Origin of the sequence: Arthrobacter ipis, from assembly GCF_014694315.1 — a bacterium.
Classification (GTDB): Bacteria; Actinomycetota; Actinomycetes; order Actinomycetales; family Micrococcaceae; genus Arthrobacter; species Arthrobacter ipis.
The window spans coordinates 144,971-158,102 of sequence record NZ_JAAOXD010000002.1 but is presented as its reverse complement, the minus strand read 5'-3'; the positions used below and the strand labels follow the sequence as shown (position 1 = coordinate 158,102).

At 62.9% G+C, this 13,132-nt stretch carries 12 protein-coding genes and 1 pseudogene; 8 read left to right on the top strand and 5 right to left on the bottom strand.

All coding sequences use genetic code 11. The features are described 5' to 3' along the window. Positions 1 to 79: 79 nt before the first annotated feature. On the bottom strand, positions 80 to 934 hold the full coding sequence (locus G9E11_RS06230; protein ID WP_190603943.1) for a LicD family protein: 855 nt from the start codon (positions 932 to 934) through the stop codon (positions 80 to 82). 496 nt (positions 935 to 1,430) lie between these two features. Next, positions 1,431 to 1,899, bottom strand: a pseudogene (locus G9E11_RS06225) (Lrp/AsnC family transcriptional regulator). Positions 1,900 to 2,058: 159 nt separating this feature from the next. Between G9E11_RS06225 and G9E11_RS06220 the strand changes: the two are divergent. The 8 genes from G9E11_RS06220 to G9E11_RS06185 all read left to right on the top strand — a co-directional run bounded on the left by G9E11_RS06220 (position 2,059) and on the right by G9E11_RS06185 (position 10,493). Further along, positions 2,059 to 3,318, top strand: a complete 1,260-nt coding sequence (locus G9E11_RS06220) for a thiamine pyrophosphate-dependent enzyme (protein ID WP_190603941.1) — start codon at positions 2,059 to 2,061, stop codon at positions 3,316 to 3,318. Continuing rightward, the gene (locus tag G9E11_RS06215) at positions 3,315 to 4,427 is read left to right on the top strand and encodes an alpha-ketoacid dehydrogenase subunit beta (protein WP_190603939.1); all 1,113 of its coding nucleotides are present in this window, start codon (positions 3,315 to 3,317) and stop codon (positions 4,425 to 4,427) included. The genes G9E11_RS06220 and G9E11_RS06215 overlap by 4 nt, the downstream gene beginning before the upstream one ends. A 4-nt stretch (positions 4,428 to 4,431) precedes the next feature. Next, positions 4,432 to 5,964 (top strand): dihydrolipoamide acetyltransferase family protein, encoded by a 1,533-nt coding sequence (locus tag G9E11_RS06210; protein ID WP_190603937.1) that lies wholly within the window; start codon positions 4,432 to 4,434, stop codon positions 5,962 to 5,964. Positions 5,965 to 6,327: 363 nt separating this feature from the next. Beyond that, entirely contained in the window at positions 6,328 to 7,143 is an 816-nt protein-coding gene (locus tag G9E11_RS06205) for an MBL fold metallo-hydrolase (RefSeq protein ID WP_190603935.1), read from the top strand. A 94-nt stretch (positions 7,144 to 7,237) separates the two neighbouring features. Continuing rightward, a complete protein-coding gene (locus G9E11_RS06200; protein ID WP_190603933.1) occupies positions 7,238 to 7,501 on the top strand; it encodes a hypothetical protein in 264 nt (87 codons plus the stop codon). Between the two features lie 376 nt (positions 7,502 to 7,877). Beyond that, positions 7,878 to 8,081 (top strand): hypothetical protein, encoded by a 204-nt coding sequence (locus G9E11_RS06195; RefSeq protein ID WP_190603931.1) that lies wholly within the window; start codon positions 7,878 to 7,880, stop codon positions 8,079 to 8,081. A 264-nt stretch (positions 8,082 to 8,345) separates the two neighbouring features. Continuing rightward, the gene (locus tag G9E11_RS06190; protein WP_246468776.1) at positions 8,346 to 9,587 is read left to right on the top strand and encodes a MinD/ParA family ATP-binding protein; all 1,242 of its coding nucleotides are present in this window, start codon (positions 8,346 to 8,348) and stop codon (positions 9,585 to 9,587) included. 141 nt (positions 9,588 to 9,728) lie between these two features. Next, entirely contained in the window at positions 9,729 to 10,493 is a 765-nt protein-coding gene (locus G9E11_RS06185; RefSeq protein WP_190603929.1) for an SGNH/GDSL hydrolase family protein, read from the top strand. A gap of 28 nt (positions 10,494 to 10,521) precedes the next feature. On the opposite strand, the gene G9E11_RS06180 is transcribed toward G9E11_RS06185, so the two are convergent. The 3 genes from G9E11_RS06180 to G9E11_RS06170 form a co-directional block, all read right to left on the bottom strand. Continuing rightward, positions 10,522 to 11,931, bottom strand: coding sequence for an SGNH/GDSL hydrolase family protein (locus tag G9E11_RS06180; RefSeq protein WP_190603927.1), 1,410 nt, complete (start codon positions 11,929 to 11,931; stop codon positions 10,522 to 10,524). Positions 11,932 to 11,998: 67 nt separating this feature from the next. After that, a complete protein-coding gene (locus G9E11_RS06175; protein ID WP_190603925.1) occupies positions 11,999 to 12,148 on the bottom strand; it encodes a hypothetical protein in 150 nt (49 codons plus the stop codon). 584 nt (positions 12,149 to 12,732) lie between these two features. After that, positions 12,733 to 13,035 carry a hypothetical protein gene (locus G9E11_RS06170; protein ID WP_190603923.1) on the bottom strand — a complete coding sequence of 101 codons (303 nt, stop codon included), beginning with the start codon at positions 13,033 to 13,035 and terminating at the stop codon, positions 12,733 to 12,735. Positions 13,036 to 13,132: the final 97 nt, after the last annotated feature.

Genomic DNA, 13,132 nt, shown 5'->3' with positions numbered 1-13,132 from the left:
AGGGCGACTTGTCACCCCGAGTACGCATATTCGGCCTCCTGGCGCACAGGCACGGGTCCCGATCCCGCGCCTCTGGTGGCTAACTACGCTCTCCGAGATCGATTTCAATGACGCCGTGGCGTTTTCCTCGTTGTTCCACTGGAGGAAGTTGCATGTAATCCCCGTACATGTGCTCGAGGTACTCCGGCCACAATTCAAATGCGGGCCAGCGCTCGCCCTCGAATTCTACTTCCGTAAGACTGTCCACCCATTTTCTTTTAAGTGTCTCCCGCTTGTATCCGTAAGATCCACCGATGGCCACAACATCACCGGTTCCCGATGTGTTGTATCTGCGCATTTCTCGCTCGAGAAGTTGTATTAGGCGGTCTACTTTCAAGAACGCTGTAGATCTCGTGAGGCTGAGCAGCAGCAGATTCTTCAGAGATGACTTCTCGGCTCCAACCGTATAGTTCAGGCGGGAAAGCACGATTCTCTTATAAATGTAAGTTATTGCATTCTGCTTCGCTTGATGTAGGGCCGATGCAGGCTTCTCGTCGAAGGGAAAAATATCTATAAAGATCCCCTTGTGATGGCTTGCGTTTAGGGAAATGTTCTCGACTATTCGTGTCCCCTGCTTTCGTACCTTTGCTATCGGAAGGCCGTAGCCCTTGTCGCTGTGCCATGTTTGTAAGAACAGGTTCGAGGGCAGCTCCCCAGCGGCAACCGATAGGAATCGGTCATAATCAGGACGTAGCATGCCGATATCCATGTCATCGTCCCAAGGAATGAATCCCTTGTGCCGTACGGCGCCCAAGAGCGTGCCGGCTATGATGAAGTACTTGATATTGTTGGCGATGCAAATCTTGCGAATCTCACCAGCTATTTCAAGTTGAAGGTGATGAAGTCGAGAGGCTGGGTAGCCCCTCGACTCCGCTTCGTCGTCCTGATACATCATGTTCCCCCTCCAATTGACGCTTTATGTCCCTACTGCACGTACCACCTTAGTGGGCCGCAGTATTCGTATGCCTAATTCGCCAATCTGCTGGCGCAGCTGGGACGAGGCTTTTCGACACGCGCGTCACTCTCTATTGCCGCATGCCGGCGTCCGCCTCGATGTAGGTCCGCACTTCACTCACTGCGTGCGGGCATACGAACGTCGCTGCGTCGATGAACCCGCTTGCTGGTATGTAGATCAGGTTGTCCAGGCGCCTCGCGGGCCAACGAGCGCCGCCGACGGCAGCCCACGGACCCAGTCAAACAGAAGGCCCTGGCCCTTGCTCCTGGTTAAAACCTGCCCTTCCGGGACAAAGGACATTTCCGCCGGGCGTAGGCCGGGCGGCGCCACTTCCTCTCGGGCGGCGACCGAACCGCAACAAGCTCGCGCTTTCCGCCCGAAACCGGCGATGATGCCCGCCCCGGATCTGGCAGATGACCCGCTCCACTTCATACCTCTAGCGCGTGTCCACATCTTCGAAAACTAAGAACGTCTGAGTGTCCAACACTCCCGGCACGGACTGGAGATGGTCGAAGATCACCCGTCGCAGGTGTACGTTGTCGACGGCCCGTACGAGCAAAATGACGTCGAAGTCCCCACTCACGAGGGCTATATGGTGTATCTCGGGAATCGCTCGCAACTGCTCCCGCAACTGCCGCCACGAGTGCTGCTGCACCTTGAGTGTCACATACGCCGATGACTTGAGCCCCCGCCTTAACGGGATCCACCAGCGCGGTGAATTTAGTCAAGACGCCCTGGCTCGTTAGCCGGGCAATTCGCGTGTAGGCGTGAGCGCGGGAAATATGGACGTTCTCGGCCACTTGCGTCACAGACATCCGGCCGTCGCGCGTTAACTCGGCAATGATGTTGCGGTCGACGTCGTCAAGAGGAACCGCGGCTTGATCCTCATCGGCTGGTGCAACCATTCGTCTACAACTTCCACCTGTTACGCGGGTCACAATGGCGATTTGTCTTTCAGCGTAGGGCATAGGAACGTACTTCTCCATGATTTGCGGCGAGGCTGGATACGAAACATCGTCCGGGACCATACTGAAAGCAAATAGTGGCTACAGAAGGACGGACCAATGACGATCTCCGCAGACCACGCTTCCCTTGGCGCAACGGGCCAGGGCCGGCCGACGCTGGAAGTGGCCGAGGACGCTCGCCTGCCCGGCCCCGCCGCCGAGGCCGTGCGCAAGTTCGGCATCACCACCGAGGACTACATGCTGCCGGCCCGCCACCAGATCCAGATGGTGGACCAGGACGGCAACCTGAAGCATCACTCCGAGCAGGGGGCTGAGCCTGGCCACGAGTACCCGCTGCCCGGCAACGACGAACTCCTCGCCGCGTATGAGCAGCTCGTCGTTGGCCGGCGGGTCAACGACCAGAATTCCGCCCTGGTCCGTCAAGGCCGCATGGCAGTCTATCCCTCCAGCCACGGCCAGGAGGCCTGCCAGGTCGCTGCGGCCCTCTGTCTCGCCGATGGCGACTGGATGTTCCCCACGTACCGCGACGCAGTCGCCGTCATGGCACGCGGCGTGGACCCCATCGAAGCCATGACCATATTCCGAGGAGACTGGCACGGGGGCTACGACCCGCTGAAGCACAAAGTCGGCATCCAGTGCACGCCGCTCACCACGCAGCTGCTTCACGCCGTTGGTGTGGCGCACGCCGCCAAGCTGCGCGGCGAGGACACGGTGGTTCTTGCCATGTGCGGTGATGGCGCCACCAGCGAGGGCGACTTCCATGAGGCCCTGAACTTCGCCGCGGTGTTCCACCTGCCCGTCATCTTCTTCGTGCAGAACAACCAGTACGCCATCTCCGTGCCGCTGGCTCATCAGTCAGTGGCTCCTTCGCTAGCGCACAAGGCTGTGGGATATGGCATGGCGGGTGAACGGGTGGACGGCAACGACGCCGTTGCGCTGCTCGCTGTGCTGGACCGCGCGGTCAAGCTCGCCCGCGAAGGCTCGGGCCCGCTCCTGGTCGAGGCACACACCTACCGCATGCAGGCCCATACCAACGCCGACGACGCCACCCGCTACCGTCAGGACAGTGAGGTTGCGCAGTGGGTTGCCCGAGATCCGCTCACACGGATGAAGAGATACCTCACAGACAAAGGGCTGCTGGACGACGGCAGTGACGCCCGGATTGCCGAAAAGGCAGAGACAGTTGCCGCACAGCTCCGTACCGGCCTCGGCGAGGACGTGTCTGTCGACCCGCAGGACCTGTTCAAATATGTCTTCGCAACGCGGACACTGCAGCTCGATCAACAGTCGGCTCTGCTCGCCGACGAGCTCGCCCGTGATGCTGCCGGCGCATTTTCCGAAGAGGAGGCCTACAAATGAGCCCCACTGTCACCACTTCCGCCGAAGCCGACGGCAACGTCAGCTTGGCCACCGCCCGTGCTGCTGCCTCCGCTGCGGCAAGCGCCGAGGAGGCCGGACCGCAGCCCGTCACCATGGCCAAAGCGCTGAACACCGCGATGGCGGATGCCATGCACGCGGACGACTCCGTCCTTGTCTTCGGCGAGGATGTTGGCATGCTGGGCGGTGTCTTTCGCATAACCGACGGACTCATGAAAACCTTCGGTGAACAGCGCTGCTTCGACACGCCCTTGGCTGAGTCAGGCATCGTCGGCATGGCCGTGGGTATGGCCATCAACGGCATGCGGCCGGTCATCGAAATGCAGTTCGACGCGTTCGCCTACCCGGCCTTCGAGCAGATCGTCAGCCACGTGGCCAAGATGCACAACCGCACCAAGGGCCGGGTCAAGCTGCCCATGGTCATCCGCGTCCCCTACGCCGGCGGCATCGGGGGAGTGGAGCACCACTGTGACTCCTCCGAGTCCTACTACGCACATACCGCAGGACTGAAGGTCTACACACCGGCGACCGTGGCCGACGCCTACCACATGCTCCGGGAAGCCATCGACTCCGACGACCCCGTGATGTTCATGGAGCCCAAGAAGCTTTACTGGTCCAAGGACTTGGTGGACCTGGACGCACTCCGTGAGGAGTACGAGCGGAAAGCCGACGGCCGTGAGGTCACCGAGGGCCGTGCCGCCATCGCCCGCTCCGGCACCGATGCGACGCTCATCGCCTATGGTCCCTCTGTCCCGACAGCACTTGCCGCGGCCGCCGCAGCCGCCGAAGAAGGGCGCTCGCTCGAGGTCATCGACATTCGCACCATCGTGCCGTTCGACGACGCGACGGTGGCCGCTTCCGTCCGGAAGACCGGCCGGGCGGTGGTGGTCGCGGAGGCTCACGGCTTTGCCTCTGTGTCCTCCGAGATAGTGGCCCGGATTCAGGAGCGGTGCTTCCACCACCTCGCTGCACCGATCCGGCGCGTCACCGGCTTCGATGTGCCGTACCCGGCGCCGAAGCTCGAGCACTTCTATTTGCCAGGCGTGGATCGCATCCTCGACGCCGTTGACGACCTCCAGTGGGAAGACTGATCAGATGACCGAACGGAAAGTGTTCCTCCTGCCCGACCTGGGTGAAGGGCTGACTGAAGCCGAGCTCGTGAACTGGCTGGTGGCCGTGGGCGACGAGATCCGCGTGGACCAGCCCATAGCTGAAGTGGAAACTGCCAAGTCCGTTGTGGAGGTACCGTCACCGTACGCCGGCATTGTAGCCGAGTTGCACGGCGAACCGGGCCAGACTCTGGATGTGGGCAAACCGCTCATTTCAGTGACCCCGACGGAATCGCAGGTTGAGCCTGTCGAAACCGAGGCTGCCGAAACCGAAACCACGCTGGTTGAGCCCCTCGAAACCCAAGAGACGGCAGCCGAAGCTTACCGAACAGAAGAAAGAGCGGGCTCGGGCAACGTCCTTATTGGCTACGGAACGCCCGGGGGCACTGCAACGGTCCGCCGGACACGTCCGCGGCGGTCCACTTCGCCGGTCGAGCTTGTCGAGACCCAGCCTGTCGAAGCCAAAGGCGTTGAAACCAGCCGGGACAGCGACGCCAAGCTGACAACCCTCGCAGACGATGCTTTACTGCTGCGCACTCGCGTCCCCGGCAAGCTCGGTGCTGTTATTTCTCCGCTCGTCCGCCGGATGGCCAAGGAGCACGGTGTGGACCTCGGACACATGCACGGCTCAGGGGAGAGTGGCCTGATCCTGCGACGTGACGTCGAGGCTGCAATCAATGCGCCGGCGGTTGAGCCTTTCGAAACCCAGCCCGCTGAGACCGAACTGCGTGCGCTGGTTGAGCCCGTCCGAACGGTCTCGACAAGCTCGACCAGCGCGAACGTCGATCCCCGCACTGGACTGGGGATCATCAGCCGGACGCCCGTCCGGGGTCTCCGCAAAGCGGTGGCGGCGAACATGTCCCGCAGTCGCTCCGAGATCCCAGAAGCTACGGTCTGGGTAGACGTCGACGCCACGGCACTGGTCGACCTGCGGGCCGGACTCGATAAGGCCGACCCTCACCACACCCCGGGGTTGCTCGCCTTCTTCGCTCGCTTTGTTACAGCAGGGTTGAAGAAGTATCCGGAGCTGAACACGCGCTTTGTCAGCAGGGAGGACGCCTCCGGCGCGGAGTCCCAGGAGATCCTGGCGTTCGATGGGGTGAACCTAGGGTTCGCCGCGCAAACCGACCGGGGGCTGGTGGTCCCTTCTATCCGCAACGCTGAGAAACTGAGTGCCAACAAACTCGACGAAGAAATTAAGCGGCTGACCGCCGTCGTGCGCGATGGCAGGGCGACCCCAACGGAACTGGGCAGCGGAACCTTCACGCTTAATAACTATGGCGTGTTTGGCGTCGATGGTTCTGCGGCAATCATTAATTATCCGGAGGTGGCCATCCTCGGCATTGGCAGGATTATCGACAAGCCGTGGGTCGTCGAAGGCGAACTTGCCGTCCGGAAAGTCACTGAGCTGACGCTGACCTTTGACCACCGGGTCTGCGATGGCGGTACGGCCGCCGGATTCCTGCGTTATGTCGCGGATGCGATCGAGGCCCCGACCTCGCTTTTGGCCGATTTGTAAAACGTAAGTATTGGCATTCAGGTGATCGGTCCTTCGCCGCCGTTTTTCGGCGGCGAAGGACAGGTCCTACAGTGTTGTGTCTGAGTGGTCGCTGCACCTTACGAGAGCCTCGAGGCCCCTTCCGTCATCCTTGTATGACGTGACGTGGTTGGTGATCGTGTTGCAGGTTTCGCAGAAGTGCTTCTGTTGTTTAGTCCCCATGGCCAGATCATACCCAGCGCGGTGTTTCGAATGAGTGAATTTGCGGTCACGCGCTGGCTTCCCTTTGGTCTGGCGCTATAGCGCTTCCCTGATAATCCCAAGCTAGATGAGTACAATCGAGGCCAGAAGATCGCAGATGCTCCCCAGATTTATGGAGAAACAATGTCACGATGGCTCGACGTCGGCGCGGACAACTATGTGCTGGTGACTGAAGGTTCAAAGCTCAACACTGGCCTGATTGTAGGAACCGAACGGGCTATGGTGATCGACACTGGATGTGGACCGAGGCAAGGCAAGGAGATCCTGGGCGCCGTGCGGGCGAAGACCCCGCTGCCGCTTGTGGTGGTGAACACCCACGCACACTACGACCACTTCTTCGGCAACGCGGTCTTCGCCGAGGCCGGCGCTGAAGAGTTCTGGTCGCACGAGAACTGTGCGGAGGAGATCGCTGAAGACGGCGACGCCCAACGCAGCGAGGTCACCGATGCCGAACCGGAAATGGCCGCCGGCGTCGGTGAGAACGTGGAGATCGTGGTCCCCAACGCGATTGTTCGAGACCAGCCCGTACTGGTGGACCTTGGTGGTCAGACTGTAACGCTGTTCCACCTGGGCCGCGGGCATACCGACGGTGACCTCCTAGTAGGTACCACCACCACCCTGTTCGCCGGCGACCTCGTGGAACAGGGCTCGCATCCCTCCTTTGAGGACTCCTACCCGGAAGAATGGGCAGACGCACTGCGGCATCTCTCCGCTCTCCGCCGCCGCTACGAGTTCCTGGTTCCCGGGCATGGCGAACCGTGCAGCGACCGCTTCGTCAAGACCATGGCAGACACCATGACAACGGCCGTCCGGCAGGCCCGGCAGTCGATCCGGGACACCCCCGCTGACGCCACAAAGGCCATCCCCGTGCTGCCTTACGGGCCGGAGCAGTCGCGCTGGTTCATCAAGCGGCTGCAGGAGACCCGCCCGCAGCACTGAGCCGAGTACTTTCGCACAGCCGGGTACCCGGCTGTGCGAAAGACACGTATTGACTACTCTGGGCGCGGGGAAGGTGCCATTCTACGTTTGGGATATGAACACCGGAATCAGTCCAGCCCTCCGCCGCTTCTTCGAGCAGCACATCGTTGCCGATGACCCTTTTCCCGAGCGTTCCTGGCTTGACCTGCAGGACATGCCGGGTGTGGAAGATCGTGCCAGGGCCGCCGTTGCGGGTTTGGCCGTGGAGCCGCTGTCGCCGCTTCCCTCTCGTCACGCGGGGCGCGGTCAGCACCCGCAGCGGCTGCGGCGGATGCTGCACCACCACAACGCAGCCACGAATCACGGCGACGGCATCTAGGCCTGTATGAGTGGGAAGCTCTACATCTTGATCAAACCTTGAGGTTTGCTTGCGCATTCCTTGAGTTTCCATCCGTAGCGTTTCCGCCATGGGATTCCGTGGGGGAGGCCGGTACGGTCGGGAATCGCAGCGCGAAGTACGCCGCCGTCAGCTTCGCGCGCTGTCGTTCGTCGGGCTAGCGGTTCTGGCAGTGGCGACTGCGGTGGTGGTGACGCTGGCCCTCCGGCACTAGGGGCAAAGGCATGAAGCGCAATAGATGAATAGTGGTTGCACTAACGGGCGTGTCCAATTGGACAGCGCCCTTAAGTGCTAAGTAGGCTGGCGAATGACCCAAAAATGGGGGGTCCATTCCCAGCCCCTTTGTCGAACCCTGAGCATGGTCGCTCTGGTTGCGTCGAAGGAGCTGCCGCTTACGGAGGTCTCAACCGTGGCCGTCACCGATTTTGTTCTCGCACTGTCTGTCCTGCTGGGCAGCCTGTTGATTCCGTTCGCCGGGCTCTACTGGATGCTCCGGCTCAAGCGCAGGGCCGTTGCCGTTGCCCCGGCGACAGCCTCTTCCGCTCCGGGCGGGCAGAAATAGCCGTGCCGTACGTCGACATCAACCCGCACCGGAGTCGGCCTAAATGGTGGGGCTACGTGGCACTGGGCATTCTGCTGGTGATCACTGCCGCTGTTGTTACGGCAGCTCTAACTCACAGCTGAGAAAGCTTGTCTTCGGGCGTCGCTAGGAGCGCAAGCTATGCCGCTGACCAATAGGTAGTTCGGTAGCGCCTAGAATGGCTATTTGAACGAGACCAATCGACCACCGCAGCGGGACGCCGCTGCGAGCCCGGGGGGAACGACCATGCCCAAGCCAGCGGACAACCGATTAGCCGAGGCCAGCCCCGACGAGGAGCAGCCCGAGCTCCGCCGCCGCTTCCGCCGCCGCAATGACGACGGCTCCGACGCCTGGACAGGAACCTTTCCCGCCGTGACACCTGAGCCCACCGCACCACCCCGTCCTGTCCGCAGTTCCTCCTGGGCGGAAGCTGCCGCGGTAGCCGACGCTCTCTCTGACGCCTCTCCCGCCGCCGCGGCTCCGCCGACGCCGTCCCGCCAGCCCGCGGGAGCACCGGCGTCGAACGCACCGGAAAGCCTTCCGGAGCCTGAGGTGCCGATTGCGGACGCCACCGCATTGCCGACGTCGTTTGTCCGCGAGCAGAAGCCGCGCCCGAAGAAGGGCTTCCGAGGCTTCCTGTACCGGGCCACAGGCGGCGCCTGGAACCTCGGTCCGAGCGCTCTGGAACGCGAGGAAGATGAGGTGGCCCGCCGGATCGCACGCCAGCTGCAGGGTAGTTATAACACCGCAGTGCTCAGCCTGAAAGGTGGGATCGGCAAGACCTCCACCACCGTTGGGGTCGGCCTCACTTTGGCCGAGTTCCGTGGCGACCCGCCGTGCGCCATCGACGCGAACCCCGACTCCGGTGACCTCGTGGAGCGCGCGCTGGGGGAAGGCATCTACCAGAAGGCAACCCCGCGGACGATTACAGATCTGCTCCGGAACATCGACTCCGTCGACTCGCTCACCGAGCTCTCCCGCTACATGCACCACTCCGGCCGGCTGCACCTCATCGCTGGCGAGCAGGACCCCGAGGTGTCCGATTCACTCACCGCCGAGGAGTATTTGCGGATCCGCAAGCTTATCTCCAGCTACTACTCCGTGGCGTTGACCGACTGCGGCACGGGAGTGACTCACAACGCGATGAGTGGGATCCTGCAGTCCGCGGACAACCTGATCATCGCCGCCGGCTACGCGGTGAGCGGCGCCAAGCGCGCCCGCAGCACGCTGCAGTGGCTGGCTGGCCACGGCTACGAGGACCTGGCCCGCAACGCCATCGTGGTGATCACGGACAAGGACGAGGTGTCCAACCGAGTGGACAAGGACGCGATCGAGGAGCACCTCGCCGGAATGTGCCGCGAGCTCATCGCCGTGCCGCACGACAGAGGAGTGGCTGACGGCGACCTGGTGACCCTCGACCACCTGAAGCCCGAGACTCGGCGGGCTTACAAGGAGATCGCTGCTGCCATTGTGGACGGGTACCGCTAGTTCGTTCCCACGAGCCACATGTCGCCGTAACACGGGTAGGGCATAACCGGATTTATCTGACCCCTTAGATGCGCGATTTCATTAGTTGAAGCTTCAGGCCTTATGCTTCAGCTTGACTTGCACAATCTTCATGGGGGATATATGGGGCACACCCGTAGCCGCGCCACGCGCCGGCTGATTATCGCTGGCATGGCGCTGGCCGCCGTTCTTGTCCTGGCGTTCACGGGGTTCGTCCTGACGCGCCAGCCTGCGCCGGTTGCGGCGTCCAAAGTGATCCCTACGGGGAAGCCGATCAAGGCCGCTTTCGTCCCGCAGCTGCTGGTACTTGGTGACTCGTTCACGGGTGGCAGCGACATGGGCGGGTTCAAGGACGATGGTTGGCCTGCGCTGGTCCAGTCGGGCTACACCAAGGACGGTGCGCGCCTTCAGTTGAACCTGCTTGGGCGTGGTGGTGCCGGGTACGTCACGAAGGGAATCATTCACGAGACGTTCGGTCAGTCCTACGCCGGGAACGCCTTCGAGGATCAGGACGTGGTCGTGGTCTTCGGCGGGCTCAACGACGCTTCCGCGCCGGCTGACACCGTAGGCACCGCAGCGGGACAGCTCTACGCTGCGATGCTGAAGAACTCCCCGAATGCGAAGCTCATCGTGGTTGGCCCGGCGTGGCCGAACGATACCCCAATCCCGAACATGTTCGACGTGCGGGATGCCATCAAGGCCGCCGCCCTGCATGCTGGCGCGACGTTCATTGATCCGATCGCTGAGGGCTGGTTCACCGGGGAAGACACGAAGCTGATCGGCAGGGACAACACCCACCCGACAGACGCAGGCCATGCTTACATGGCGAAGAAGCTCAGCAAGCCCATCCTTGACGCCGTGGCTAAGTCCGCTGCCGCCAACAAGTAAAGCGGCCCCCGAAGGGGCCGCTCCGCCTCTACCCTTCGAGGGTTTCGGTGTAGTAGCGCAGGACGTAGGTGGCGATGTTGAAGTGCCCCGGCCCGGACGGGTGGGTGGCATCCGACCCTGTGTAGCGGTCGGCGTTCCCGTCGCCCACGGTCGTACCCTGCTTTCCGGTGCCTGTCATGTAGCCGGGGCCGGACGGGATCACGGGATCGCCCAGAGCGTGCGTGCGTGCGAGGTTACCGCCGCCCGTGAGCCCGTTGTAGGATCCGCCGAAGCTGAGCGTGTACGGCCCGGACCCCGAGCGGCCGGTCGTCATCCTAATCTCGGCGTTCGTGTCAGTCCCGATCTGGATGTAGGTGCCGTTCGGGATGTTCGCCACGGTGGATATTTGTGAGGGCGTGCCGGTGGTCGCCGCCGCAAGCGTGGTTGCTGCGGGCAGCGTCTCCACGGCCGGGATTTGCAGGAGGTCGATGTACTTCGCCCCGGCAGCCACCGCCGCCGTCTTGATCGCGTCCCTGACGGCCAGCAAGTTCGCGGAGTATGACTGGAAGCCTCGCGGCCAGAAGGGGGACAGGACCACGAGTTCGACGCCGGGCGGGCAGAGTGCGAAGCACGCCGCCGCTTCCGTACCAACCTGCGCCGCTGTGTATGAAGTGTCGTTGATGCCGCCCGCGAAGACCAGAATGTCCCCGGTGGACAACTGCCCCAGCCAGTCAGCGGAACGGTCACGGAACTTCACACGCCCGCCCGCGCCGGGGTTGACGTAGCCGGTGCCGCCCGAGCCGCACGAGATGGCGGACACGCCGAGCATCATGCCGAGCCGCTGCACCCAGCCCATGTTGCCCACGCGGGGGTTTGAGTCCACGATGGTCGGCTCGGTGTAGGAGTCGCCCACGACAACCATGCGCTTGCCTGCCTGGCGGACGCTTCGAACAGTGTCAGTCAGGGCCACGGAGATGCCGTAGAACCGTGCGTTGCCGTCCAGTTCAAGTCGCATCCTGTACCGGCCCGGCGCTCCCATTGTCACGAGGTGGAACTGGTTGGTTCCGTCCATGATCGACGGTCCGTTCGCCATGTACTGCATGGGTGCGCCGTTGATCGAGATGCCGATACGGACACCTGCGGATGCGTTGGGCTTCACCTGGACTTCGAAGCGGCCCGTCGCTTCGGCCAAGTCGAGGTCACACTCGGCAACCCACGGGGTGGCTGACGTGTTCGTGTACATCCCTGCCACGCCGAAGCTGGTGTCGTCCGGGAAGGACGCACCCCTCGATGGCTTGCCACCGCTGAAGGTGTAGGCGCCCGGCTGCCACGGCGGGATGGTGGCAGCGCTGGTGAGCTGCGTGGCCGCCGCCGCTGAGATGGTCGGAGGGGAGGTCATCACGCCGGGGATCGCAGCGAGGCCGGGGATGCTGCGCTTCTGGAGCCGGGTGTCTGCCACCCTGGAACGAATCGAGCCTGCGCCCGGTCGAGTCCTTTGGGATAACAGGGGCGTCGAGGATACCCAATTAGCTCACCACAATCTGGGGTACGTTGGTCGCCGCACCAGCGGCGTTCCGGGTGATGGTCGGCTGAGTGAAGGTCTTCGTGACCGGCGAACCGTACGTGATGTCGTAGCCGAGAACCGCATTGTTCGCGTCCCGGCTGGTGATCGTCATCGTTCCCGGAGATCCGTCCGGCCACAGCACAGCAGCCGAGGTGACAAGGCTGTTACCGTCCACCGTGACCGCGCTGGCAATGAGCGTATCCGGGTTCTTTGCAAGCTGAATGAGTCCCGCATAAGTGGCAGTAACTGACAGGTCGGACCCGAAGGATGGCCCATACAAAAACCCGCCCAAGAGGTCGGCGCGTGGACGAACGGGCGCGAGGGACCGGATCGTTCATCGCCGCCATGCCAACTGCACTGGCTATTACCGGCTGCCCTTTCGGCCCAAAGAAAATCCTCGGGATTCGCCCCCTAACGTCGGGGCCTGCGTACTAAAATCTTGACCGTTTTCAAGAGCAACTGGATCCCCAGCCGCCGGTCGGAAACCAGTCCGTGGTCAATGCCGTTCCCGGCGTTGCGGACGGTGATGACCGTGGCACGTGCGGTCCGCCGCTGCGGCGGCCGTCACGTGGACGTTGCAGCGGCCCGTCCCGCATGACGGCGGGAGTTGGTGACCGTCTAGGAGGCTGCCTCTACAACGGCACGGACGACGTCGACCGGCAGGAGAAGGTGCTCAGCCGAATCGGAGGTGACCCGTCACGTCCGGAACATGAGTGCCGCCGTCGGCCGCAATACGGATCGGGCCGCCACCTCGATGACTGTGGCCGGCGCGGCCTCAGAGTATCCGGTTCCCTGCTGGTCCAGCCGCTCCAGTGCGCTGCGGGCCAGGGCGGCGCTTGCCGTCCGCTCCTGCGGCGACCCGGCACGACCGGCAGTGAGCACAGCGGTCATCACACTGTCATGCAGCAGCCCGTCCAGCCGTAGCCTCTCGCTGCCGAGCGCCCATGCCTCGGCCGCCTCCCGGTAGCGGGTGACGGCGTCCTCGGCCGCGGCGGGCATCCGTCAAATTGCCCAGGGCTTCCTCACAAGCGTCACTCGTGTCCCCACTTCCGGTGACAATTTACGCCGCCGTCTGATGAAACCGGTGACGGCGCCG